At 68.9% G+C, this 25,978-nt stretch carries 19 protein-coding genes; 17 read left to right on the top strand and 2 right to left on the bottom strand.

Annotation, left to right across the window (positions count from 1 at the left end; genetic code table 11):
* Window positions 1-215: 215 nt before the first annotated feature.
* Both ABZT74_RS23885 and ABZT74_RS23880 read left to right on the top strand, forming a co-directional pair.
* Window positions 216-2,027 carry a subtype B tannase gene (locus ABZT74_RS23885; protein ID WP_356437929.1) on the top strand — a complete coding sequence of 604 codons (1,812 nt, stop codon included), beginning with the start codon at window positions 216-218 and terminating at the stop codon, window positions 2,025-2,027.
* A 167-nt stretch (window positions 2,028-2,194) separates the two neighbouring features.
* On the top strand, window positions 2,195-2,590 hold the full coding sequence (locus ABZT74_RS23880) for a hypothetical protein (RefSeq protein WP_355884504.1): 396 nt from the start codon (window positions 2,195-2,197) through the stop codon (window positions 2,588-2,590).
* 295 nt (window positions 2,591-2,885) lie between these two features.
* Here ABZT74_RS23880 and ABZT74_RS23875 read toward each other — a convergent pair whose 3' ends face one another.
* Entirely contained in the window at window positions 2,886-3,605 is a 720-nt protein-coding gene (locus ABZT74_RS23875) for a DUF4142 domain-containing protein (RefSeq protein ID WP_356438080.1), read from the bottom strand.
* A 505-nt stretch (window positions 3,606-4,110) separates the two neighbouring features.
* Between ABZT74_RS23875 and ABZT74_RS23870 the strand changes: the two genes are divergently transcribed.
* The 9 genes from ABZT74_RS23870 (at window position 4,111) to ABZT74_RS23830 (ending at window position 16,218) form a co-directional block, all read left to right on the top strand.
* Window positions 4,111-5,103, top strand: coding sequence for a LacI family DNA-binding transcriptional regulator (locus ABZT74_RS23870; protein WP_355884347.1), 993 nt, complete (start codon window positions 4,111-4,113; stop codon window positions 5,101-5,103).
* Window positions 5,104-5,727: 624 nt separating this feature from the next.
* Complete coding sequence (locus ABZT74_RS23865; protein ID WP_356437926.1) at window positions 5,728-7,038, top strand: ABC transporter substrate-binding protein; 1,311 nt, start codon at window positions 5,728-5,730, stop codon at window positions 7,036-7,038.
* Window positions 7,035-8,015 (top strand): sugar ABC transporter permease, encoded by a 981-nt coding sequence (locus ABZT74_RS23860; protein WP_356437922.1) that lies wholly within the window; start codon window positions 7,035-7,037, stop codon window positions 8,013-8,015. Before ABZT74_RS23865 ends, ABZT74_RS23860 begins: the two co-directional genes overlap by 4 nt.
* Entirely contained in the window at window positions 8,012-8,899 is an 888-nt protein-coding gene (locus tag ABZT74_RS23855; RefSeq protein WP_356172772.1) for a carbohydrate ABC transporter permease, read from the top strand. Before ABZT74_RS23860 ends, ABZT74_RS23855 begins: the two co-directional genes overlap by 4 nt.
* 47 nt (window positions 8,900-8,946) lie before the next feature.
* Entirely contained in the window at window positions 8,947-10,272 is a 1,326-nt protein-coding gene (locus ABZT74_RS23850) for a glycoside hydrolase family 36 protein (RefSeq protein ID WP_356437920.1), read from the top strand.
* Complete coding sequence (locus ABZT74_RS23845) at window positions 10,269-12,305, top strand: beta-galactosidase (protein WP_356437918.1); 2,037 nt, start codon at window positions 10,269-10,271, stop codon at window positions 12,303-12,305. Before ABZT74_RS23850 ends, ABZT74_RS23845 begins: the two co-directional genes overlap by 4 nt.
* A 350-nt stretch (window positions 12,306-12,655) precedes the next feature.
* Entirely contained in the window at window positions 12,656-13,099 is a 444-nt protein-coding gene (locus ABZT74_RS23840; protein WP_356437915.1) for a DUF742 domain-containing protein, read from the top strand.
* 268 nt (window positions 13,100-13,367) lie between these two features.
* Entirely contained in the window at window positions 13,368-14,189 is an 822-nt protein-coding gene (locus ABZT74_RS23835; protein WP_356172760.1) for a transglutaminase-like domain-containing protein, read from the top strand.
* 265 nt (window positions 14,190-14,454) lie between these two features.
* Window positions 14,455-16,218 carry an alpha/beta hydrolase-fold protein gene (locus ABZT74_RS23830; protein WP_356437912.1) on the top strand — a complete coding sequence of 588 codons (1,764 nt, stop codon included), beginning with the start codon at window positions 14,455-14,457 and terminating at the stop codon, window positions 16,216-16,218.
* 31 nt (window positions 16,219-16,249) lie between these two features.
* Here the strand turns inward: ABZT74_RS23830 and ABZT74_RS23825 are convergent, their stop codons facing one another.
* Window positions 16,250-17,584 (bottom strand): NAD(P)-binding domain-containing protein, encoded by a 1,335-nt coding sequence (locus ABZT74_RS23825; protein ID WP_356437909.1) that lies wholly within the window; start codon window positions 17,582-17,584, stop codon window positions 16,250-16,252.
* 207 nt (window positions 17,585-17,791) lie between these two features.
* On the opposite strand from ABZT74_RS23825, the gene ABZT74_RS23820 reads away from it, so the two are divergent.
* The 6 genes from ABZT74_RS23820 to ABZT74_RS23795 all read left to right on the top strand — a co-directional run bounded on the left by ABZT74_RS23820 (window position 17,792) and on the right by ABZT74_RS23795 (window position 25,921).
* On the top strand, window positions 17,792-18,445 hold the full coding sequence (locus ABZT74_RS23820) for a TetR/AcrR family transcriptional regulator (RefSeq protein ID WP_356437907.1): 654 nt from the start codon (window positions 17,792-17,794) through the stop codon (window positions 18,443-18,445).
* A complete protein-coding gene (locus tag ABZT74_RS23815) occupies window positions 18,442-20,154 on the top strand; it encodes a GMC family oxidoreductase (protein WP_356437905.1) in 1,713 nt (570 codons plus the stop codon). The genes ABZT74_RS23820 and ABZT74_RS23815 overlap by 4 nt, the downstream gene beginning before the upstream one ends.
* 879 nt (window positions 20,155-21,033) lie before the next feature.
* Complete coding sequence (locus ABZT74_RS23810) at window positions 21,034-21,882, top strand: hypothetical protein (protein WP_356437903.1); 849 nt, start codon at window positions 21,034-21,036, stop codon at window positions 21,880-21,882.
* A 128-nt stretch (window positions 21,883-22,010) separates the two neighbouring features.
* Window positions 22,011-22,814 (top strand): aminoglycoside 3'-phosphotransferase, encoded by an 804-nt coding sequence (locus tag ABZT74_RS23805; protein ID WP_356437901.1) that lies wholly within the window; start codon window positions 22,011-22,013, stop codon window positions 22,812-22,814.
* A 314-nt stretch (window positions 22,815-23,128) separates the two neighbouring features.
* Window positions 23,129-24,229: a LacI family DNA-binding transcriptional regulator gene (locus ABZT74_RS23800; protein ID WP_356437898.1), complete on the top strand. Its 1,101-nt coding sequence runs from the start codon at window positions 23,129-23,131 to the stop codon at window positions 24,227-24,229.
* A 78-nt stretch (window positions 24,230-24,307) separates the two neighbouring features.
* The gene (locus tag ABZT74_RS23795; protein ID WP_356437896.1) at window positions 24,308-25,921 is read left to right on the top strand and encodes an FAD-dependent oxidoreductase; all 1,614 of its coding nucleotides are present in this window, start codon (window positions 24,308-24,310) and stop codon (window positions 25,919-25,921) included.
* Window positions 25,922-25,978 lie beyond the last annotated feature (57 nt).

Here is a 25,978-nt window from a genome sequence, read left to right as displayed (position 1 = left end):
CGATCAAGACCGCCAGACCGCCAGACCGGTCGACCCGCCGCGCGGTCCGCGCGGTTGGCCGGGCAGAGTCTGCGCCGAGGTCCGGAGGAAGGTAAACGTCGGCAATATTGTCGGCTGGATCGCTAGGCATATTGTTAACAATCTTGTAGCGTCCCTCACGCCTTGACCCCAAGGCATCGGCGGAGCACTTGGTGCTCAACGAGGGGAGACCTCCCATGCAGCGGCCCTCCGCGTCCTTCGGGCGCGACGGAGAGACCCGAGCGACGGCCAGACGCGAAGGGAACCCCGCGATCCGCAGAGACTTCCTGAGAGTCGTGGCGATCACCGGCACCCTCGCGCTCGCTGCCGGCCCCGTACCTGCCTCCTTCGCGGCGGCCGGAACGGCAGCGGGCCACTCGCGGGGGAGCGCCAAGGGTACGGACCCACAGGACGCCGCGCTCGCGTTCGACTCCACCGCCTACACGACGATCACCGTCTCGGTCGACGGGCGGCCGATGAACGTGCGCTGGTACGAGGAGATCTGCTACGCCGCGAGCCCTGTCGCCGCGGCCGCGCAGCAGCCCAGTGGTCCCGGGGGCGGAAGCACCACGATCCCCAACACCGCCTGCGGCTACGAGAGTATGAACGTGTTCGTGCCCGAGAGCGCCTTCGCCGATCAGCGGGCCCCGGTCTACTTCGCGGTGAACAACAGTGGCTGGATGGCCAGTTACCTCAAGGCCAGCGTGACCGACGGCGCTTCCTACACCAGCGCGACGAGCAACGTCGGTGCCGCGCTGAAGGCCGGCTATGTCTTCGCCGACGTCGCCAACCGCAGCCGTGGACTGATCGGCGCCGACGGCACGTCTCCCGGCAAAGCCCCTGCCGCGGTGGTCGACGCGAAGGCCGCGGTCCGCTACCTCCGCCTCAACGACGCGGTGATGCCCGGAAGCGCCGAGCGGATCGTCGTGAACGGCACCAGCGGTGGCGGCGCACTGTCCTCGATCCTGGGCGCGTCCGGCAACAGCGACGAGTACACCCCCTACCTCGCCGCTATCGGCGCGGCCGGCATCGACGCGAAGGGCCGAAGCACCCTGCGCGACGATGTCTTCGCCGTCAACGCGTACTGCCCGATCACCGACCTGGGCAACGCCGACAGTGCCTATGAGTGGCTGTACAACATCCTCGCCACCCGCGACACCACCAGCGAGAACCCCTCACCGGTGGACGCCGCCGCCATCGCGGCCCAGTTTCCCGCGTACGAGAAGAGCCTCGGGCTGCGCAACCCCGACGGCTCGCGGCTCACCGCCTCCACCATGCTCGACACCATCAAGCACGAGGTCATCCGCTCGGCGGAGAGCTACATGAAGGCTGATCCCGCCAACACGATCCCGCCGCTGGGCGGCACGTTCGAGATCCAGTCCGGCGGCCCCGGCGGCCCGCCCACCACCAAGTCGTACGTCAACGACTGGATCGACGCGGACAACGCCACCGGCAAGGTCGTCTCCGTCGACATGTCGAAGTACCTCGCCTTCGTCGCCACCCAGGCGACCCTCAAGACGACTCCCGCCTTCGACGCCGTGGGCGTCAACGGCAACACCACCAGTGGCACCGAGACCAACCTCTTCGGCCCGCCGACGCAGAAGTACATGAACTACACCGAGTACAGCTGGAATCACAACAACGTCGCCGGCGACGGAAGCGGCACCGACGACACCGGACTGACGTGGGACCAGTACACCAGCAGGAAGAGCACCACGGTCGACGACCAGGTCCAGCTCATCGACCCGATGGACTTCGTCGGCACCGGCGCCGACACCGCGCCGAACTGGTACGTCCGCAACGGCACCCGCGATCGAGACACCGCGTTCATCATCTCGCTCAACCTCGACCGCGCGCTCGAAGCGGACAAACAGGTCAAGAACGTGAACTACCAGCTCGCCTGGAACCAGCCGCACGCCGGCAACTACGACGTGCCCGAGGCCATGGCCTGGATCGCCGACGTCGTCCGCAAGGCCGGCACCCCGCTCGCCCCCGGGCACCACGGATAGGGCGACTGCGGCCGTCCTGACGGACTGCCGGCGCGAACACCGGACGGCCCTTCGGAGTCGGTACGCGGCTGATCGATTCCCGGGCCGTCCGGTCTCCAGCCGTTCCAGGCAGGGAAGTTCGGGTACTCGGCTGGGACGACAACCGACGGACGAGCATGGAGAGCGCCATGGCGAAGACGAAGGCATCCGGCACTACGCACCCGAAGGCCGCCTCGGCGGCAGGCCGGGCCGCCAAGGGTGGCAAGTCGAAGAGCAGCAGGACCGCCGCTGCGAGCGCGCTGTCGCAGACCTCCGGCAAGACGGGCACGGCCGACGCCAAGACGACCAAGTCGGGGTCGGCTTCGGCGGCGGGCAAGACCGTGCGGGCCAAGAAGCGGTCGAAGTCGGAGAAGAGCGCCGCGGCCAGCGCCCTCGCACAGACTCCGGGCACGTCGACGCGACGCCCCGGCAAGAAGGTGCTCACCGCTGCCGCCAAGGTACTGGCCGACAAGAAGTCGACCAAGGCGGAGCGGTCCGACGCCGCGAGCACCCTCGCACAGGCTGCGGCGCACGCGCTGAAGTAGCGCGCGGGGCAGTGTGGTCGAAGCGGCCGGCAGCATCCCGGCGAAGGGAGCGGAGACCGCCGCCGACAGCGCCCTTGTGCAGAGGAGGCCTCATCAGCCGCGGCTGATGAGGCCTCCGCCACGTTCGACGGCAGGGCGTGACCGCCACCGACGGACTGAAACTCCGCGTAGCGGCGCCTGTCCATCACCGAGACCGTCGACCGGGCCGTCAGCATCGCCAACGCGGTTCATCGACAGTGAAGTCGCATCGCGAGCCGGTTCAGGGCCGACCCGCGCCTCGATGACCCTTGCGGGCTCAGCCGACGCTCGGCCTGCCGCCGTTGACGGCGGCGTTCAGGTCCAGCGGTGTGGAGGTCGGGTTGGGCGGCGGGTTGAGGACGACCTGGGGCTGGCCGGGGGCCGGGGCCGGCGGCGTCATGTCGGAACTCGGCAGCTTGGGTGGGGTGGTCTGGTTGAAGACCGTCGTGTCGAAGTCGACGAGGCCCGTCTTCTCCATCACGGTGATGTGGTCGAGGACCGTGTTGTTCGCCTGATCGGCCAGGGCGCGGATCAGCGTGTTCTTCGTGGTCGAGCGGACCTTGGCGATCGTGTTGAAGATCGAGCCGTGGGTCATCCGCAGGATGTTGGCGAAATCGACGTCGAACTGCCGGCCCGACTCGCCCTTGAGCTGGGTGACGAACCCTTCCTGCTGGGGGCTCGCCACGTTGGGCAGCGTGATGTTCAGCATCGGCGCGATCTTGCGGCAACTGGTGTCCAGGGCCGCGTGCCCGTCGACGAGGTGCTGGCTCGCGATCTTCACGGCCTTGCTCTGCCCCTTCTGCAGTCCGATCTCACCGAGCGGGTGCTCCCACAGGCCGGCCGCGCGCACCTTGACCACGAAGTCCCGCTCACCCTCGGTCAGTGGGCCCCACTGCGTGTTGGCGATGATCCGGTCGTTCGAGGTCGACACGGTGTCGAGGCCGAGCATCGCTGGGTACGCCAGAGCGGCGAGGGTCAGGGTGAGAGCGCCGCCCACAAAGAGGGTTCCGATCACGTTCCGCGAGCGCTGCACCGTTTCTCCTACCCGTTGGCTTGTCCGCCGATCTGTTGTCGTCCCTGGTGGGGGCGGACGTGGAGGAGTACGCATGGGGAGCGGCTCTGACTCAGCGGAGCGGGAAGGAATTCACGGGCGGCGCACAGGAGAAGGTCGGAACGGTGTCGAGCGGCGCCGGCTCGCGGGCGGATCCGTCCGAGACGGCGCCGCCGGGGCCGACGGCCCGGCCGGGAAATCACGTCACTGCTCAGGCATGACGTTCCGGGCCACGGCGGTGGAACAGCGTCCAAGGAACGACCCGTACGTTGCCAAGGGGACAGGCCGACGACGAGGCCGAGGACAGGCCACGGGTGCGCGCCGTGGGATCCGGTGAGCAGCGGCACGGGAGATGGTGATCGCGGGGCGGGAACATGGGAAGCTGCGGTGACGGCGGCTGTCGGCCGGAGGGTCAGCTGCCGGGACGGCGTTGATGAAGGAGTGTGTCTGCATGGCGCCACGGGTGACCATGAACGATGTGGCGCGGGCGGCCGGCGTGTCGTCGGCGACCGTCTCGTATGTGCTGAGTGGCAAGCGTCCGGTCGCCGAAGAGACGCGCAAGTCGGTGGAATCGGCCATCCAGCGGCTCGGCTTCACCCTCAATCCCGTCGCGCGCAGTCTCCGTACGGGGCGTTCCACGATGGTCGCTCTCGTGGTTCCTGACCTGGCCAACCCGTTCTACGCGCTGCTCGCACGCTCGATACAGGACGAACTGCGCGGCTGCGGCTATCACGTGGTGGTGTCCAATACCGGCGCACAGCGGGGTGAGGAGGAAGCGCTGCTCGAGGAGGTCCTCCACCAGCGCTTCGCCGGTGTGGTCATGACGCCCTTCCGACTTGCCACGGACGCCTTCGAAGAGATTCGCGGAGCCGGGATCCCCGTGGTGGTGAGCGCTGACACGCCTTTCGGGGACGTCGACCTGGTGACTCCCGACTCGGACGGAGCCGTCGTCGAGGCCATGACCCATATCGTGGCCTCCGGCCGCCGCAGTGTCGGCGTCCTCGCCGGGCCCAGCGACGCCACAGGCGGTGATCCGAGGCTCGACCGCATCGTTCAGCACGGGGCCGCTCTGGGCCTGACGGTGTTGCCTGAGCACATCGTTCATGGGGAACACACCCGTGAGGCCGGAGCGAACGGCTTCGAGCGGCTGATGCTCTCGCCTCGTCGCCCGGAAGCCGTGATGTGCGTCAACGACGTGACGGCCGTCGGCGCGTTGGATGCGGCGGAGCGCCTTGGTCTGGACATCCCTGGCGATGTTGCGCTGCTCGGCCACGATGACATCGATATCGCGGCTCTCGTGCGGCCTCGGCTCAGCACGATCCGGTACCCGGCTCGGGAGGTCGGCGCCGCCGCGGCTCACCTGCTGCTGGAGCAGATCGACGGTCGGACGGAGCCTCGCACGGTTCGTGTCGATGCCCATTTCGTGTCGCGGGCGAGTATCTGACGGGGTTGTGTGCCGAGGACTCGCTTCGCCTCCGCACTCCGCGGGATCCGGTACGGATCGATCACCTGTGACGCTGGCGTAATCGATTACGTTACGCGAGACTGGTGCCGGCGGAACGGCCGTGACGCCTGCGTCAGGGCTGCCGCGCGTCCATTTCGACGGTCTATGAGATGACGTGAGCGCCTTGTTGGTCTATCGCAGAGGGATCCTCGCGTGCGTTTACATTTGATTGACCCTGTTCGTTTCTTGGCTGCTTGACGTCATTGCTCATGTGGCTCCCGACGGTGGCCGCGTTTGAACGGCCCTGAATCGGCGGGTGGTCGAGCGCTGTCACGCCTCGTCACTTCGCGGCCGTTCGATGTCGCTTGCCGCCTTCGGCTGCCCTGATGTCTCGAAAGAAAGCGTTTTCGCAGGTCAGTCAAAGGTCGCAGTGCGACGAGCAGTTGGCTGAAGCGACGGTCCAGGTGGCGGTCACGTTTCGAACAAGTGCCAGTCCAAGCCTTGACGTGTGGGGGCGGGTCCCGCTCTTATTGCCGCCACGATGTTCGAATGAGTGCGTTTCTGATTGCTTTCGGCGAGCGCCACTGGCGTCGTCCTTGCCCACTCCAACCCTCAGGAGCCGTCATGCACCTTCACTTGCCGGGTCATTCCGCCCCGACTCCCAGTCGCCGCACGCTGCTTCGAGGAATCGGCGGCGCGGCAGCGCTCGGCGCGGGCATACCCCTGCTCAGCGCCTGCGGCGGCAGCGGCAGCGCGGCGGACCCGAAGACGGTCAGCGTCGGCTCCAACGCCTCCGACGCGGTGCCGAAGAAGGCCTTCGCCGACATCTACACGGCGTTCAAGAAGCAGTCCGGCGTCACGGCCGACGTGAACACGAAGGACCACAACACCTTCCAGGAGCAGATCAACTCCTACCTCCAGGGCACCCCGGACGACGTGTTCAACTGGTTCGCCGGATACCGCATGCAGTTCTTCGCGTCGAAGAAGCTCGCCTCGCCCATCGACGACGTGTGGGAGAAGATCGGCGGCAACTTCCCGGACGCCATGAAGGCGCTCAGCAAGGGCGAGGACGGCAAGTACTACTTCGTGCCGCTCTACACGTACCCCTGGGCGATCTTCTACCGCAAGAGCGTCTTCCGGCAGCACGGCTACGAAGTACCCACCACCTGGGAGAAGTTCGTCGCGCTGTGCAAGCAGATGAAGAAGGACGGTCTGGTCCCGATCGCCTTCGGTGACAAGGACGCCTGGCCCGCGCTCGGCACGTTCGACCAGATCAACTTCCGTACCAACGGCTACGACTTCCACGTCGATCTGATGGCGGGCAAGGCCGCCTGGACCGACGCCAAGGTGCGCACCGCCTTCGACCACTGGGCCGAGATCCTTCCCTACCACCAGGAGGGCGCGGTCGGCCGCACCTGGCAGGACGCCGCACAGAGCCTCGCCGCGAAGAAGTCCGGGATGTATCTGCTGGGCACCTTCGTGGGCCAGCAGTTCACGAACGAGGCCGACCGCGAGGACCTCGACTTCTTCGCCTTCCCGGAGATCGACCCCGCGTACGGACAGGACACCGTCGAGGCGCCCACCGACGGCTTCCTGCTCTCCAAGGCCCCGAAGAACCGAGCCGGTGCCATCAAGCTCCTGGAGTACCTCGGCAGCCCGGCCGCGGAGCAGATCTACCTGACGTCCGACCCGAACGTCGTCGCCGCCTCCACGAAGGCGGACACCTCCTCGTACAGCGCCCTGCAGAAGAAGGCCTACGAGATGATCAGCGGCGCCAAGCACCTCACCCAGTTCATGGACCGCGACAGCCGGCCGGACTTCACCGCGACGGTCATGCAGCCCGCCCTCCAGAAGTTCATCCGCGATCCCAAGGGCATCGACGGTCTGCTGTCGTCGATCGAGCGCCAGAAGAAGACGATCTTCGCCTCCTCATGAGTACCGACACTCTGACCAAGGACCTCGAGGACGAGGTGACTTCGCCCGAGGGCGTCGAGCCCGCCAAGGGGCGGACCGTACAGGGCCATCGCCGCCTGCTGACCCGGCGTGACCGCATCACGCTGGGTCTGATGGCGGGCCTGCCCACCCTCCTGCATGTCGCGCTCGTCTGGGTCACCGCCCTCGCCTCGATCGCTCTGGCCTTCACGACCTGGGACGGCATCGGCTTCGACTCCATCCACTGGGTCGGACTCCAGAACTTCCGTGAACTCCTCACCCAGAACCCGCAGTTCTGGCCCGCCCTCGAACACAACGTCATCTGGTTCGGCGTCCTCATCCTCATCCCCACCCCACTCGGCCTCTTCCTGGCCGTGCAGTTGGACAAGAAGATCCGCTTCAGCCGGGTCTACCAGACCGCGTTCTTCCTGCCGGTCGTCCTGTCCATGGCGGTCATCGGGTTCATCTGGCAACTCGTCTACAACCCCGACACGGGCCTGATCAACAGCGTCATCGGGGCCAACACGCCCGGTCACTACATCGACTGGATCGGCGACCCCGACCTCAACCTCTGGGCGATCCTCATCGCCGCCTCCTGGCGGCACACCGGCTACATGATGATCCTCTACCTGGCCGGCCTGAAGGGCGTCGACCCGTCGCTGCGCGAGGCGTCGGCGCTGGACGGCGCGAACGAGTGGCAGGCGTTCAAAAATGTCACGTTCCCGGTGCTGCGACCGACCAACACGATCGTGCTGGTCGTCACGATCATCGAGGCGCTCCGTGCCTTCGACCTCGTGTACGTCTTCAACGGCGGCGCCGAGGGCACCGAGTTGCTGTCCATCCTGGTGACCAACAACATCATCGGGGAGTCGAGCAGGATCGGATACGGATCGGCGATCGCCGTCGTCCTGCTGGTCGTCTCGCTCGTCGTGATCATTCCCTACCTGGTGGCCACCTTCCGGAAGGAGCGGCGATCGTGAGCGCCCCCACCCTCGTGTCCAAGGAGCGCGCACCCGTCCGGCCGGCCCGGCTCCTGCTCCACCTCTTCCTCGGCGGGGCATCCCTTGCCTGGATCACGCCGCTGCTCTGGGCGGTCTACGCCGCCCTGCGCCCGTACTCGGAGACGAGCGACAAGGGGTACGTCTCCTGGCCGGACAAGCTGAGCCTCGACAACTTCACCCACGCCTTCCAGCAGTCCGAGATGACCCGCTACTTCGGCAACACCCTGCTGATCGCGGTCCCCGCCGTCCTGCTCACGCTGTTCCTCTCGTCCTGCGTCGCCTTCTACGTCAGCCGCTTCGACTTCCGCGTCAACCTGTCGCTGCTGCTGGTGTTCACCGCGGGCAACCTGCTGCCGCAGCAGGTCATCATCACCCCGCTCTACCGTCTGTACCTCCTGATCGATCTGCCCGGCATCACGGCCAGCGGCAAGCTCTACGACTCCGCGCTCGGCCTGGTGCTCATCCACGTGGCGTTCCAGTCGGGCTTCTGCGCCTTCGTGCTGAGCAACTACATGCGCTCACTGCCCCATGAACTCACCGAGGCCGCGCTCGTCGACGGCGCCTCGGCGTGGCGCCTGTACTGGCAGATCACCCTGCCGCTGTGCAAGCCGGCGATGGCGGCCCTGGGCACCTTGCTGTCCATCTGGGTCTACAACGACTTCTTCTGGGCCATCGTCCTCATCTCGACCGGGGAGAACATGCCGATCACCTCGGCCCTGAACAACCTCTCCGGCCAGTACTTCACCGACCCCAACCTGGTGGCCGCCGGCGCCCTGCTCACCGCGATCCCGACGCTGATCGTGTACTTCGCGCTCCAGCGCCAATTCGTCAGCGGCCTGACCCTCGGCGCCAACAAGGGCTGACCGACTCGTCCCGAACGTGTCCTGGACCCATGGGAAGGACAACCACCGTGTCTCACACCTTCACCCCGCTGGCCTCCGTACGAGTGGATCCGCGCACCGCGCGTGTCCACGAGGAGGGCTGGCAGTCCTGGAGCCCCAGCGGCAGCTACGGACTCGACACCGCTCCCCACCGTCCGACGAACGACAACTGGGCGACGGTCTGCTACCGCCCCGGCAGAACCGTGCCCGCAGCAACCTTCCAGGGAGAGGGACTGCTCGCCCTGGACGCCGGCGACGGCTCCCCGGTCCGCCTGTGGGCCGCCGCGGACCCGGTGCTCGCCGTCCCGTCGATACGCCTGACGTCGGCGGGCGGTCACGCCGAGGTCAGCGCCGACGGACCGGTCAAGGAGTTCTCCTACACCGGTGACCACGGCACTCAAGGGGCCCTCGCCGACTGGGCCGAGGGCCTGAACCTGGCCGCCCCCCGCCCCGCCCCGACCGTGTGGTGCTCCTGGTACGAGTACTTCACCGCCGTCACCGAGGACGACATCCACGAGAACCTCGGCGCCATGGACACCCTCGGCCTGCCCGTCGACGTGGTCCAGATCGACGACGGCTACCAGAGCGCCCTCGGCGACTGGCTCACACTCTCCGAACGCTTCCGTTCCCGCGAGAGCATCGCCGAAGCCATCCGATCGCACGGCCGCCGCCCCGGAATCTGGACCGCGCCCTACCTCGTGGCCCCACACAGCGACCTGGCGGACCGACACCCCGACTGGCTTGTGCGCGACGGCGACGGCGCGCCCTTGCACGCGGGCCGCAACTGGGGCCACGACCTGTACGTTCTCGACACCAGCCACCCGGACGCGGCCGCCTACCTGACGGACGTCTACGCCACTCTGCGCGCGGAGGGGTACGACTACTTCAAGATCGACTTCCTGTACGCGGGAGCACTGGACGGCGCGCGGTACACCGAAGCCGACGCCCTGTCCGCTTACCGGGACGGCATCTCTCTCATCCGGGCAGCGATCGGCGACGACGCGTACCTGCTCGGCTGCGGCGCGCCGATGCTGCCCTCCACAGGACTCTTCGACGCCATGCGGGTCAGCCCCGACACGGCCCCGCACCGGCGACCCGAGGCGGACGACTACAGCCAACCCGGCCAGGAACCGGCCGAGTTCACCGGCGTCGGCCGGCAATGGCAGCACGGGCGGCTATGGATCAACGACCCCGACTGCCTCATGGCCCGTCCCCAGGTCGAGACACGGGAACGCTGGGCCGCCCACGTGGAGGCCACCGGAGGGCTGATGGCCTCCAGCGACCGCCTGCTGTCGCTCGACCCGTGGGGCGTGGACACCACGCGCCGCCTGCTGTCCTCAGGAGGGGCCGCATGACCACCGAACGCACCCTGTCCGTCCCCGGCCTCGCCTACGGCGGGGACTACAACCCCGAGCAGTGGCCCGAGGAGGTCTGGGCCGAGGACATGCGCCTGATGCGCGAGGCCGGCGTGACCATGGTCAGCGTCGGCATCTTCTCCTGGGCTCTTCTCGAACCGGCCGAGGGGACCTACGACTTCTCACGCATGGACCGCCTCCTGGACCTCCTGCTGGAGAACGGCATCGCCGCCGACCTGGCGACTCCGACGGCCGCGCCCCCGGCCTGGTTCTTCCGCTCCCATCCGGAGGCACTGCCCGTGGACCGGGACGGTCGCCGACTGTCCTACGGCAGCAGGCAGACGTTCTGTCCGAGCAGCCCGGCCTACCGGGAAGCCGCCCTGCGCGTCACCCGCGTGCTCGGCGAACGGTACGCCGGGCATCCCGCCGTGGTGATGTGGCACGTCCACAACGAATACGGCTGTCACAACGCGGCCTGCTACTGCGACACCAGCGCCGAGGCTTTCCGCCGCTGGCTGCGCGAGCGCTACGAGGACCTGGCTGCCCTCAACCACGCCTGGGGCACCACCTTCTGGAGCCAGTGGTACTACGACTGGGACGAGATCCTGCCGCCGCGCGTCACCGGCGCCGTCCCCAACCCGACGCACCAGCTGGACTGGCGCCGCTTCTGCTCCGACGAACTGCTCTCGCTGTACACGGCGGAGCGGGACGAGCTGCGCGCCGCGGCACCGTCGACACCGGCCACCACCAACTTCATGGTGATGGACAACTTCGACGCGTTGGACTATTGGCGATGGGCTCCCGAGCTGGACATCGTGTCCAACGACCACTACCTGATGTCGGCCGATCCGGAGTCGGAGATCGACGTCGCGCTCAGCGGCGACCTGACGCGATCACTGGCCGGCGGCCCCTGGCTGCTCATGGAACACTCCACCGGCGCCGTGAACTGGCAGCCCGTCAACCGCGCCAAACGCCCCGGCGAACTACGCCGCAACGCCTTGGCCCACGTGGCGCACGGCGCGGACGGAATCGCCTACTTCCAGTGGCGGGCCGCCAAAGCGGGCGCCGAGCAGTGGCACTCGGCGATGCTGCCGCACGCCGGCACGGAGAGCCGCATCTGGCACGACGTGGTGCGCCTCGGCGGTGACATGAAAGCCCTGGCCGAGGTGCGCGACAGCGTCGGGACGGCCGAAGTCGCCGTCGTCTGGGACTGGAATGCCCGCTGGGCACTCGAACTGCCCTCCCAACCCAGCGGCGAACTGCGGTACTTGGATCTCGTGCGGTCCTGGTACGAGCCGCTCTGGAGGTCCAACATCGCGGTCGACTTCGTACGCCCGGACGCGGATCTGTCTCAGTACCGGCTGGTTCTCGCGCCGAGCCTCTACCTGGTGGACGACGCAGGCGCCACGAATCTCGCCGAGTTCGCCGAGCGGGGCGGCACGCTCGCCGTCGGCTTTCACAGCGGTGCCGTCGACGAGAACTGCCACATCAGGCTGGGGGGCTATCCCGGCGCGTTCCGTGAGGTGCTCGGCGTTCGCAGTGACGAACTCTTCCCTCTTCTCCCCGGTGAGACAGCCGCGCTCGACGGGCAGGTTCCTCCGGGTGCCACGGGCGGGCTGTGGTCGGAACGGCTGTATCTGAAAGGTGCCGAGGCCGTCGCCGGCTACACGGACGGGCCGCTCATCGGCTGTGCGGCGGTGACGCGGCACGCATACGGGACGGGCAGCGCCTGGTACCTGGCGACGCGGCCCGACGCGGACACGCTCGCGACGCTGCTCGATCGGATGTGCTCGGAGGCAGGTGTGGCGGCACCGCTCGCCGGCCCGCCCGGGGTCGAGATCGTGCGACGGCGTGGAGAGGACGCCGACTACGTCTTCCTGATCGACCACGCAGGTGACGGCGCCGAGTTGACCGTTCCGGCGGGGGCGACGGAACTCCTGACGGGCAAGCAGATCCTGGGTTCCGTCAGCGTGCCTCCTGGTGACGTGGCCGTGGTCCGAGTACCGCGTTCCGACGAAGCGAGCTCTGCTTGACGCGTCCATGAGCGGCTCCTGTTCGGGCTGCGCCGCCGCGTCGGTGGCACAGAGGTCCTGGCATATGCCGATTTCCCCTTCTTGGCACCAACTGCCTGAAGGCCGACCGTTTCGGACAGCCACCGTTTACAGTCCTCCTGTGGCCGGTGCCGTAATCGATTACGGCACCGGTGGAGCGCGTTCGGCCGAGCGTCTCGGCGCTTCCGGCCGACGTGGTCGGTCCGGAGGGTGTCGGTCGCGCCGCTTATGCCGGAGGCCGGTCGTGCCTGCACACTTGCGCAGCGTCCACCGGTGCAGGCCCGTGGCCGGAGCCCGAGGGTCGGGCGTGCTACTCGAATGGAGCTGGATCGGTGACGTCGCCAGGTGGAGACCAGTACGGTGCGTACCCTCACCCACCAGGACAGTCGGACGGGTCCCGGTCTCCGGCCGCCTCGGGTCGCGCCGGTAAGCCCTCCGCGCTGGTGCGGCCCTACGCGATGACCGGTGGTCGTACCCGGCCGAGTCACCAACTGGCGATCGAGGCGCTCGTGAGCACCGCGGTCGACCTGACCCGAGCGCACGGTCAACCGCCGGAGGCGTACCGGATCTGCGTCCTGTGCCGGGAGGTCAAGTCGGTCGCCGAGATCTCGGCACTCCTCGCGCTCCCGCTCGGCGTCGCCCGTATCCTCGTCGCGGATCTCGCGGAGACGGGTCTCGTCGTCGTGCAGCAGCCGCAGGGAGACGAGGCCAGTGGCGGCAGACCTCACGTGACGCTGCTCGAGAAGGTGCTCAGCGGACTGCGCCGACTCGATTAACGGAATGACAGGTTCATGACCGCAGTGTCGGTCGTGACTGCCGTGTCGGTCGTGGCTGCCGCGCCGGCCTGGTCCGCGAGGTCCGGGTCGGCGTGGTGGTGCGGGTTCTGTCGACCTGTCCAGCGGGGTGCTCGCCGGTACTCCGTGGGCCGGGTCGATGCGGTGCGACGCGGTCGGCGGCAGGTGCATACCAATCGGTCGGTCAAGTTTCAGCCAGCCTCAGCGTAACCATGTACCGGCATGAGGGCGGCGCCTAAGGTGTTGGCCCATGGCCCACGTAATCGATTACCTCCACCCTGGTCCATTGACCGGGGTGGACGCCGCTCATGCCTGGGTGATGCAGGAACTACCGGCCGACCCCATGGACATCTGCGCCGTCGCTCAAGCGCTGGTCGTGTCGCCCGTGGATGCCCAAGCGCTCGGCCTGCCCGCCCACCGGATCGAGGAGCGGAGCGTCAGGCCTGTGCGTGGGCTGATCGCGGTTCTGGCCCAGCTCTACCCGGAGCGCCTGCACCGCCCTCGTCCGCCCGCCGCGCGCGTCGTGGGAACGAGCCGGCATGTGGCTGTTCTCGCCTGCACGCTGCTGCGGGCGAGAGGCTTTCCCGCACGGGTGAGAGCCGGGTTCGTCGTTCGCGGCGGCTACTTGACAGCTGAGGACCTGTGGATCACCGAGTATTGGTTCGGCCCCGAGCAGCGCTGGATACGAACACACCCGCACGTGGCGGTCGATGGAGCCGGTGGGATCGACTCGGGGCCCGGCAGCTTCCTGTCCGCCGGTGAGGCGTGGCAGCAGTATCGCGGGGGACTGCTCACCCAGAAGCCACCCGAGGACGGCGGCACCGGGAGCAGTTGGGGGCCGGTCGAGATCAGCTGCGCCACGGTGCGAGACCTGGCGGCTCTCTGCCAGGTGGAGATGCTGCCCGACGACGTGTGGGGCCGGATGGCGCAGGTCCACGAGGGTCGCATGCCGGCCGCCTACGACAACCTGATCGATGTCACGGCCTCCGCGTGCGCGCGAGGCGACACCACCGATCTGGCTCGCCTCTTCTCGACCGGCGACCTCGCCGTGCCTCCCCACATGCTCAGTTGATCGCCAAGGACGTTGTGGCGGAACACGCGAACCCTCGGCAAAGCCGCCGGACTGTCCGTATCCGACGGATCGATCGGCGCTCACAGGCGAGGCGGCCGTGTCCTGAGCGAGGGCATCCACGGAGCATGTCCGTCGTGCCACCTCGGTGAACCACAGCACTGCCACGTCCGCCTGCCGAACCTCCCGCGAACCCCTGAGGAGAGGAACAACTGCCGTGCTGTCTCCAGCCGTTCACCCTTCGCCACGCGCTCCACGCATCGTCGTGGTGTTCGCTCTACTGGTCTCGCTCATCAGCTTCTCGCTCACCGCGGCCGACGCGGCCGACGCGGCAGCCGGGCACCGCGTGACCTCCGGCCGTTCCTCGACCGTCTGCGCTACGACGGCCTCGCCCGACTTCGGCATGGATCTGGCGGGCAGCGGCTGGCGGTTCCGCACCGGCGACGACCCGGCCTGGGCCGCGGACGACTACGCCGACGCGTCCTGGGACAGCTGGACGGTCCCCGACGACTGGGGCCGATCGCCCGACCTCTCCACGTACGACGGCTATGCCTGGTACCGCAAGACGTTCACCCTCCCGGAGCGTCCCGAAGGCGTCGACGACTCCTCCGTCATCGCCGCGCTGGGGTTCATCGACGACGCCGACGAGGCCTTCCTCAACGGCGAGAGGATCGGAGGCACCGGGGCCTTCCCGCCGGCCTTCGACTCCACGTGGGAGGTTCCGCGCGAGTACTACCCGCCGAACGGCCTGCTCCGTTGGGGAGCCGTGAACGTCCTCGCCGTGCGCATGTACGACGACACAGGCGGCGGTGGCTTCTACAAAGGTCCTGTCGGTTTGTACTCGAAGGCGCACCTGCGCAACCTCTCCGGCCCTGCGGGTGCTGCCGCGAGCCCCCGTCAGCTCGCTCACGCCTGCGCTGTGCTCGACCGGCAGCACGAGGCCGTCGCCGCGGGAGACCTGGGCCGCTACGCCGGTACCTTGGACCACGACTTCTTCCACCAGGGCGACACCACTGCCCGTCGGCTGGCCGATGTCCGCCGGATGATGGCCGGCGGATCGGCGGTGGTGCTTCACGATGAGCAGGCGGAGGTCCTGGTCGACGCGCAGGGTCGTCTCGTCGTCGACACCGTTCGAAGCTGGGCGACCTCCGACGGCACTGTGCTCTCCCCACCGCGACGGGAGTTCCTCTACATCGACCCGCACAGGCGGCTCGAACTGGGCGACCACTCGCGCTTCTTCCGTGACAGCTACCGGTCCGCGGCGATGCACCGGCGTGTCGAGTTCACCGTGTATCTCCCGCCCGGCTACACCAGCACCACGGCCAGGCGCTACCCGACGGTGTACATGCTGCACGGCTTCAACGGCAGCAACATCGAATGGGAAGCCCGCGACATGGACCAGGTGATCGACCGCCTCGTCGCTGAGAAGCACATCGCCCAGTCCGTCGTCATCTTTCCTGACGGCGCGAGTGGTTGGTGGGTCGACAGTTCTGCCGGCGACTACGCCACCATGGTGACCGAAGAGCTCGTCCCGCTGGTCGACCGCGCATACCGCACCATCCCCGACCGGGACCACCGAGGCATCTCCGGCGTGTCCATGGGCGGACAGGGGGCGTTCACCCTCGGGCTGACCCACCCCGAACTGTTCAGCTCCATCGCCAGTCACATGGGCGCGCTCAGTCTGCCGCCGCTGGCCGGCACGGCCGAGGAGCAGGCCGCCCATGCCTCCCTCGAGCCGCTCACGCTGGTCCACTCCTTGGGCGCCCGCCAACTGCGCCGTCACAGCTACTACTTCGACGGGGGTTCGGAGGACGACTTCGGGTTCGGCCAGGCCGCGATCCGGATGGGCTCCGAACTGGCGGCCAAGGGCATCGCGTACGACTACCAGGGTGGCCCCGGGCGCCACGAGGATGCCTACTGGGTGCCCAAGCTCGACCGCTCCTTCGCGCTGCACAGCAAGCAGTTCCGCGCCCATCCCGTGCACCGGCAGTACGAGCCGCACAGGCCGAGCCCCGCGTCCGTCTGGCCGTAGCTGCTCGCGCGGGGGAGCTCGCTGCGGCGGCTCAGCGTGCCGCGTGCTTCCCCGCTCGCGCGGCCCCTCGTTTGCGCTCCCTGGCCAGTTCCCTCGTGTACGCGCGCGCGTCCACCTGGATCGTGTGCCGGGGAGACGCGACATAGCGGTGCCTGAGACGCTCGCCGTAGGTGTCGATCTCGCTGAGCATCTCCTCCCGCGTCGGCAGGGCGCATCTGCCGAGCAGCAGGTCGGCGACCCAGTGGGCCTGTGCTTCCGCCAGGGGCATGATCGCTCCGAGCGGTTGTATGAGCCCGATGAAGTAGAGGCCCGACTGATCAGGGGCGACGACGCGGTGGTACAGGTTCAGATCATTGCCACCGGGGTCGATCAACTCGGTCTTGAGGAACGGAAAGGAGATGTCGTATCCCGTGGCGTAGACGATCGCGTCGATGTCCTCCGCCGTGCCGTCCTCGAAGACCACACGGTGGGCCTCCAGGCGTCGTGGGGCGGGTCGCACGACGATGTCTCCGTGCCCCAGACGCGTCAGGAGATCGTCGGAGATGGTGGGGTGCGCGGCGAGGACCCGATGGCTCGGTGCGGGAAGCCCGTAGTCGCTCAGGCGGCCCCGGCTCAGACGCAACAGCAGCTCCAGGCCGAGGCCCTGCACCCGATGGGGTGCCCTGGCCAGCCATGAGTTGGTGAGATGGTCGGTAGGTCTCCCGAACAGGTACTTCGGGATGATGTGCGCACCGCGACGCATGGCCAGGACCGTCCGCCGCGACACGCGGGACGTCTCCACGGCTATGTCGCAGGCGGAGTTCCCCACACCGAGAACCAGGACGCGCCGATCGGTGAAGGGCTCGGGTGTCCGGTAGTCGTGCGAATGTGTCTGTGTGCCCGCGAACGCCTCCGTTCCCGGTAGTGACGGTTGCGGCCAACGGGCCTTCCAGTGATGCCCGTTGGCGACAAGGACGGCGTCGTAGGTTCTCGCTGTCTCCCGCTCCGTGTCACGGTGACGGCACCGGACCGTCCACCGGCCGTCCGCACCGGGTGCGACGTCGATGACCTCCGTGCCAAAGGCGATGGACTCGCGCAGTCCGAAGTGGTCCACGAACGCGTCGAAGTAGCGGGCGATGTGAGCGTGGCCGGGGTAGTCGGGAGTGTCGTGCGGCATCGGGTAGGAGGCGTACTCCATCACCTGACGTGAGGTGTTGATGTGCAGCGAGCGGTAGGCGGCCGAGAGGCCGTTGTCGTTCATGTACCTCCAGTTCCCGCCTACCTGAGAACCGAGTTCGAAGCAGTCGTACGGGATGCCGCGTGCGGCGAGCACTTGGCACGCGGCGATTCCGGAAGAGCCCGCCCCGATCACACACACCCTGCGCATGTCCCTGCACCTCCCGTGTGCGTCCGGCCGTATGACCAGGTGGTCACAGGCTGAGGCCCGAGATGTGCCGTGTCAATGGGGGATGCACGCTCTGCGGCCGGCCGGAGATTCCCAACAACCCTTCCTGCGCTACGCGTTGACACTTCCCGACGGCCGCTCCACGATGACCGGGCGGTCACATGACCGTCCGGTCATCAGGGAGTGCCCATGCCCACGTCCACCTGGACCCGGCTTTCGCCGGCCCGACGCGAGAGCGTGCTCGTCGCCGCCATGGACGAGTTCGGCACCCACGGCTACTCCACGGGCAGCCTCAACGTCATAGCCCGCGAGGCCGGCGTGGCCAAGGGCTCACTGTTTCAGTACTTCTCCGGCAAGCTCGACCTGTTCACCTACGTGGCGGAACAGACGTCACTGCGCATCTACGCGCACATGCAGCCCTGGCTCGACGGATACGACCGAACCCTGATCTTCGGAGTCCACCTCGGCGACGCCCTGGAAGCCTGGCTGGACTACTTCGCGACGCACCCGCTCGAACGCGGCGTCACCGTGGCCACCAACATGGAGATGAATCCGGCCGTGCGCGACGCGGTCCTGGTCCCGGTCAACGAGATCTACGAGACCGGCCTGCGTCCGTTGCTGGAACGCGCTGTGGACGCCGGGGACCTGCGCAAGGACGCCGACCTGGACGCCCTCCTCTCCATCCTGCTCGTCATGCTGCCGCACCTCGCCCTGGTCACGCACGCCCCGGGACTCGACGGCCCGGTCCCGCTCACCGTCAGGAATCCCCGGACCCGCCGCGAGAACCTCGACCGGCTCGTCACACCCCTGCTGGCCGGCTTCGTCGCGAGGGGCGATCAGTGACCGGCTTCGACTACGACGTCCTGGTCGTCGGTTCGGGTTTCGGCGGCAGCGTCACCGCCCTTCGCCTGACGGAGAAGAACTACCGCGTGGCGGTGCTCGAGGCCGGCCGTCGCTTCACTGACACCGACCTCCCCCGAACGTCCTGGCACATCAGGGACTACCTGTTCGCACCCCGCCTCGGCTGCAACGGAATCCTTCGTATGTCCCTGCTCGGCGACGTGATCGTCCTGAGCGGAGCGGGCGTGGGCGGCGGCTCCCTCGGCTACGCCAACACCCTCTACGAGCCACCCGCCGCCTTCTACGAGGGGTCGGCGTGGGCCGCGATCACCGACTGGCGCCGTGAACTCGCCCCCTATCTCGCGCAGGCGAGCAGGATGCTGGGCGTCACGACGAACCCGGTGTTCACCGAGGCCGACCGGTTGCTCAAGGACACGGCTGCGGAGATGGGCTGCGCGGACACCTTTCGGCCCACCCCGGTCGGTGTCCACTTCGGCCCGCCCGGCACGGTTCCCGGCGCCGCCGTCGCCGACCCGTACTTCGGCGGTGTCGGCCCGGAGCGCAACGCCTGCCTCAACTGCGGCGCCTGCATGACCGGATGCCGTCACAACGCCAAGAACACCCTCCCCAAGAACTACCTCGGACTGGCCGAGCGGGCCGGAGCCGTCGTGCTGGCACGCCGTACGGTCACGCGGCTCACCCGGCACGGGGAGGGCTGGGCCGTCACCCATACGCGCACAGGCGCCATCCCGGGACGCCGCCGCAGGACACTGACCGCACGTCATGTCGTCCTCGCCGCAGGCGCCTTGGGTACACAGCAACTGCTGCACAGGATGCGGGCCGACGGTCACCTTCCCGACCTCTCACCCCGCCTGGGGCGACTGACCCGCACCAACTCCGAGGCCATCCTCGGCGTTCGCTCCAAGAGCCGCGAGGCGGACTACACGCACGGCGTCGCCATCACGTCCTCCGTTCACCTCGACGCGACAACCCACGTCGAACCGGTGCGGTACGGTCCCGGCAGCAACCTGCTGGCCCTGCTCGGCGCGCTGTTGATCGACCCGGTCCCCGGAAGGTCCCGTCTCCTGGTCGGACTTGCCGCCATGGCGCGCGCCGCGCGCGATCTGCCGGCTCTGCACAATCCGCGGCGCTGGTCCCATCAGTCGGTGGTCCTGCTCGTCATGCAGACCGCGGACAACTCGGTGACGACCCACCTCCGGCGCACGTGGACCGGCCGGCGCCGCCTGACCAGCCGCCCGGGGGAGGGTGCTCCCAGCCCGACCTGGATTCCCGCCGGTCACCGGGCGGCCCGCATCGCGGCATCGCGCATCGGAGGCCGGCCCTGCGGAACGTGGGGAGATTTCCTCAACGTGCCGACGACGGGCCACCTCCTCGGAGGCTGCACCGTGGGCGACAACGCACGGACCGGAGTGGTCGACCCGTACCACCGCGTGCACGGACATCCGGGGCTGCACGTCGTGGACGGCTCGACCGTCTCCGCCAACCTGGGAGTCAACCCCTCTCTGACGATCACGGCGCTCGCCGAACGCGCGACCGCCCTGTGGCCCAACAAGGGCGATCCCGACCCCCGTCCGGAGCCGGGCCGGCGTTACCGCTCGCTCGAACCCGTCCCGCCGCTACGGCCCGTGGTCCCGGCCGGCGCGTACGGGGCCCTGCACCTTCCGCCCCCCACCGGTAAGGACGCGCGATGACTCCGTACCCAGAACAGCCCTGGCACCTGGCCGGTCAGATGTATCTGTCACTCTGGCTCGCGCCGCGCGGTGACCTGCCCGAGGTCGCCGCCGGCACACGGCCCGTCATCGCCTTCGGCCGAGGTGTCGTCGGCGCCGCCTGGGTGGTCTACCGGGTCGTTCGGCCCGCGGCGGTCACCGAGGTGTGCGGTATGCGACCACGCCCCGGACACGCGATGAGCATGTCCGGGGCGCTCCGCCGCGGTGGCCGCTTTCTTACACCGCGGCGATGCCCTCCCTGCCGGAATCGGCGAGGCGGGCAGCCTGGTTTCCGCCGTGACTTCGGTGAGGGCGCCATCGCGTCCGATCCGGAAGCCGTCGGCGGTGCCCTTCCACCGCCGAGGGCGTGTGCCCTCTGACGCGGCCACGCCTGCGCCTGTCGTGTCTGCTCTCCTCGACTCCTCACGTCCGGGGGCCTTGAGTGAACAGAGTGACGCCTGTTGTGGCCCTTGTGGGTCCTGCCGTGTGCCGCGTCAGACTCTCGTAAGGGTCCAACTTGCCCGATGAGAGGGGGAATTGAGGTGTGCGCTCGGGACGGGGACGCTGCCGTCGGGGGCCCGGATGTCGCCGTACGTCGTGGTGGGGGAGCCGCCGGACCGGCGAGCGACCACTGGTCGCGAAAGCGGGGAATCGCCCTCGCCTGCTTGGTTCGTGGTCTCGCGTCGACGAGTTGTCGGACGTACCTGAACGCAGCCGGCCGGCAAGCGATGCGCGGTTGAACGGCCCGCCGCGTATGCGCGTACGTATCCCCGAGCGCCGGCACAGGAATGAGCGCACCGTGCCGTCCCACCCCTTGCGAGACGGGACGGCTCTTTCCCCCGACCCGAGTGAGGCATCTGTATGTCCAGGGCACTTCCGAAGTACAACAAGGGCCGTGTCGTCATGATCGGCGGCGCTGCCGCGTTGTTGGTGTCCGGCGCGGTCGTCGCCGGCTCGGCCTTGGCGGGCGAGACCCCGGACAAGGGCCGGTCCGCATCCACGTACGCCTCCCCGGGCACGATCAGTTGCCCTGCGGTGGAGGGGAGTCTGCCGGCGATTCCCGCTTCTGCGCAGGCGGAGGTCGCCCGTAATCTCGCGTTGTTGGATACGCAGGTCGGGGAGGCGAACAAGCGTCTGGTGGAGACGGTGGGTCAGGGTGGGGCGAATTTCGTTCAGAACGCGATTCTGGGCCCGCTCGAGGACAAGCGGGTTGCCACGCTGAACCGTATCGAGACGGCCATCGGCCGTACGGCGGCGAAGCCGGAGGGCTTGGAGGCACTCGCACCCTGCACCCTCGGTGGCGACGCCGCCGCAGGCGATGCCGGCAACGCGGCCGACGATCAGGCCGGTGCGGGCCAGGGAGCCGAGGCCGGCCAGGAGGAGGGTGACGGCGGAGACGCGGGCGATGCGGGCGCCGCCGGAACCATCTCCTGCCCTGCGGTGGAGGGGAGTCTGCCGGCGATTCCTGCCTCTGCGCAGGCGGAGGTCGCGCGCAATCTCGCGTTGTTGGATACGCAGGTCGGGGAGGCGAACAAGCGTCTGGTGGAGACGGTGGGTCAGGGTGGGGCGAATTTCGTTCAGAACGCGATTCTGGGCCCGCTCGAGGACAAGCGGGTCGCCACGCTGAACCGTATCGAGACGGCCATCGGCCGTACGGCGGCGAAGCCCGAGGGCCTGGAAGCACTCGCACCCTGCACCCTCAACGAGTAACAGCACCTGCGCTCGCCCCGCTTCGACGGCAGGAGCCATCGGCGGGGTGAGCCGCGGTTGGCCATCGCCACAACTGGGCGGTCCCTCCCACCGGTTGGCCGGCCGCCAGACCTGGTGAGAATGAACGCATGATCGCGACCTCACCGCAGGGACCCGTCGAACCTCCCCGTTCGGTCACCGCGCTCGCGGCGGGCCGGCCGGTGCGAGCTGTCTGGGAGAACGAGGTCGGCGGGCTGACGTTCCAAGTCGGCGTGGGCGATGCGCGCCAGTTCGTGAAGTGGACGCCGGCCGACAGCGGTATCGACCTCGCGGCCGAGGTGGCACGGCTGCGATGGGCGGTGCGTTACATCACGGTGCCGCTGGTACTCGGCGAGGGCGCCGACGAGACCGGGTCCTGGATCGTCACCCGCGGGCTGCCCGGACGTATGGCGGTGGATGACCGCTGGAAGCGCGACCCGGGCACCGCGGTACGCGCGATCGGCGCCGGACTGCGGGCGCTCCACGAGACGTTGCCCGTCGCGGACTGTCCGTTCGCCTGGTCGGCCGAGCAGCGGCTGGAGAGCGCGCGGTCGCGAGCGGTGGCGGGCCGGGTCCATCCGACGGACTGGCATGAAGATCTTCAGCACATGGGCACGGTCGAGCGCGCCCTCGGTGTGCTCGCCGACATCCCGCCCGTCGACCGGCCCGTCGTCTGCCACGGCGACGCCTGTGCTCCCAACACCCTGGTCGGTGACGACGGCACGTACACCGGACACGTCGACCTCGGCGCGCTCGGAGTGGCCGACCGCTGGGCCGATCTCGCCGTGGCCACCTGGAGCACGCAGTGGAACTACGGTCCGGGATGGGAAGAGCCGTTGCTCGAAGCCTACGGAGTCGAGCCGGACCCGGAACGGATCCTCTACTACCGACTGCTGTGGGAGCTTTCGGGCTGAACACCGCGCAGAGCCTGGAGAGGTTTCCGCTGCGAGGTGAGCGGTCCGCCGGAGCCGCCCACGAGCGGCAGCGCGGGGTCTCGAGTCGTAGCGCGCGGAGGCATTGAAGCCCTCGGGCAGCGGGCCGAACGCGCCGCCGTGGCCGCGGGCGACCGCCGTACTTCCGGATCTGTCGGACAAGCCCCCCACTGTCCGCGCCCGTTCGCACATACGGACCCAAGAAGTCCCGCCCAGCGTCTTGACCCCTGCCGACCAGAGGTTCACAGTGTCGTTAATGCGCATTACTAATACGCATTAACGACCGGAGGAGCACGGTGGAGGAACCCAGGAAGCGCGCCCGGCCGGGGCGGGCACCCGCACCCGCGGGGCGTACGTCGCGGCCGCGTCAGGCCGAGGTCGCCCGGCTCGCCGGGGTCTCGCAGGCCACGGTCTCGCTGGTGCTGGGGGGCTCGAAGCAGGGCGCCTCGATTTCGGAGGAGACGCGGCAGAAGGTCCTCGACGCGGTACGCAGCCTCGGCTACGTCCCCGACCCGGCGGCCCGCCGGCTGGCCGCGGCGCGCAACAACCTGCTCGGCGTGTTCAGCTTCACCTCGACGTTTCCGACCGACGTGCAGCACTCGTACTACCCCTTCCTCGTCGGCGTCGAGCAGGAAGCGGCCGTACGCGGCTACGACCTGGTGCTCTTCACCGGCTCCAGCTCCGGCGGGGCGGGGGCGGCGGGACCGAACGCGCTGAACCGCGTTCGGCTCGCCGACGGTTGCCTCTTCCTGGGCCGTCACGCGCCGGCCGAGGAGCTTCAGCGGCTGGTCGCCGACGGCTTTCCCGTGGTCCACCTCGGCCGCCGGGACGAACTGGAGGGGTTGGCCTGGGTGGGCGCCGACTACATCAGCGCCAGCAAGGAGGTCGTCGCCCACCTCGCGGACCTCGGCCACCGGCGGATCGTCCTCGTCCGCGAGGACGACGAGGCACCCGCCTCCAGCGACCGTGAGCACGGCTTCCTCAAGGGCCTGGAGGAAGCGGGTCTGCCCGGCGGGCCCGATGCCGTCCTGCGGTCCGCCGACCTGCGGCATGACCTGACCGCCGATCGGCTGCGGGGCTGGCTCCGGGACGGCGTGACCGCGTTCGTCGCCGAGGAGACCGACACCGGCGACGCGTGGCGCGTGCTGCGGGGCGCGGTACACGCCGCGGGACTCGACTGCCCCGGTGATGCCTCGCTCGCACTGCTCGGCAGTCCGCCGCCGGACCTCTCGGAGGACCCCGCACCCACCGGATTCGACATCCCCCGGCCGCAGTTGGGCGCCGCCGCCGTGCGGATGCTCGCCGCGCTCGTGGCGGGGGAGCAGGCGACCGAACCGCTGGTGGCCTGCACGTTCCGGCCCGGCACATCGGCCGGAGCACCTCCCGCCCAGCCCTGAGCCGAACCTGATCGCCTTTCACAGACGTGACGCCGGGCGCCCAAGGCGCCCCGCACGCGCAGCACTTCAAGGAGACCCGTGACATCCGCACCCGACATCCTCATCGTGGGCTCCGGGCTCGGCGGCGTCGCCGCCGCCCTGGCCGCCTGCAGGGCCGGACGCACCGTCGTCCTCACCGAGGAGACGGACTGGATCGGCGGCCAACTCACCTCTCAGGCCGTCCCGCCCGACGAGCACCCATGGGTCGAGCAGTTCGGCACCACCGCCTCGTACCGCACCCTGCGCGAGTCCATCAGGGACTACTACCGACGCTGGTATCCGCTGCGGTCCCAGGCCCTGGCGCTGACCGACCTCAACCCGGGCGCGGGCCGCGTCAGCAAGCTCTGCCACGAACCGCGCGTAGCCCTGGCCGTCCTGGAAGCGATGCTCGCACCGCACCGCGCCTCGGGCCGGCTCACCTTGCTGACCGAGCACCGCCCCGTCGCGGCCGAGGCCGGAGACGACGACACCGTTCGGTCCGTCACGCTGACCAGCCTGCGTGACGGCAACAGCCGTACGATCCACGCCCGTTACGTCATCGACGCGACCGAGACCGGCGAACTGCTCGAACTCGCCGGTGTCGAGCACGCGATCGGCGCCGAGGCGCGCGGCGAGTTCGACGAACCGCACGCGCCCGACGAGGCACAGCCCCTCAACCAGCAGGGCATCACCGTGTGCTTCGCGCTCTCCCACCACGAGGGCGAGGACCACACCATCGAACGCCCCGCCGACTACGACTTCTGGCGCGCCTACCGGCCCGACTTCTGGCCCGGACCACTCCTCGGCTTCCTCGCGCCCGACCCCCGCACCCTGGAGGCCGTGCCCCGCACCTTCGTCCCCAACCCGGACCTCGACCCGCTGGACGTGACCGCCGACCAGTCCGCAGACGCGGGCGACAAGGAACTCTTCGGTTTCCGCCGGATCCTGGCCCGCAAGCTGCACCGGCCCGGCGCGTTCGACTCCGACATCACCCTGGTCAACTGGCCGCTCAACGACTACTGGCTCAAGCCCCTGATCGGCGCGGGACAGGAGACGTCGGACGCCGCCCTCGCCGAGGCGAGGCAACTGTCCCTCTCGGTCCTGTACTGGCTGCAGACCGAAGCTCCGCGCGCCGACGGAGGCACCGGATTCCCCGGACTGCGGCTGCGTCCGGACGTCACCGGCACGCCCGACGGCCTCGCCAAGGCGCCCTACATCCGCGAGTCGCGCCGTATCAAGGCGGTCACCACCATCACCGAGCACGACGTCGCCATCGACATCGTCGGCCCCCATGGCGGCACCCGCTACCGGGACTCCGTGGGGGTCGGCAACTACCGCATCGACCTGCACCCCTCGACCGGTGGCGACAACTACGTCGACATCGGCTCGGTGCCCTTCGAGATCCCGCTCGGCGCGCTGATCCCGCGCCGCGTCCGCAACCTTCTGCCCGCGGGCAAGAACATCGGCACCACCCACATCACCAACGGCTGCTATCGGCTCCACCCGGTGGAATGGAACATCGGCGAGGTGGCGGGCGCACTGGCCGCGCACTGCGTCGCCGAGGGGGTCGAACCCCGGCAGGTCCAGGCCGAGGACAAGCGGTTCGACCAGTTCGCCCGGCTCCTCGACCGCGAAGGAGTCCAACGCCACTGGCCCGACGTCCGCGGTTACTGACACCCGCGGACAGCTATACCCGCGGACAGCTACATCCGTGGACAACTACGTCCGCGG

This window comes from Streptomyces sp. NPDC005302, assembly GCF_040607345.1.
GTDB lineage: Bacteria > Actinomycetota > Actinomycetes > Streptomycetales > Streptomycetaceae > Streptomyces.
The sequence above is the reverse complement of the archived record's forward strand: the minus strand, read 5'-3'. Positions and strand labels throughout refer to the sequence as shown.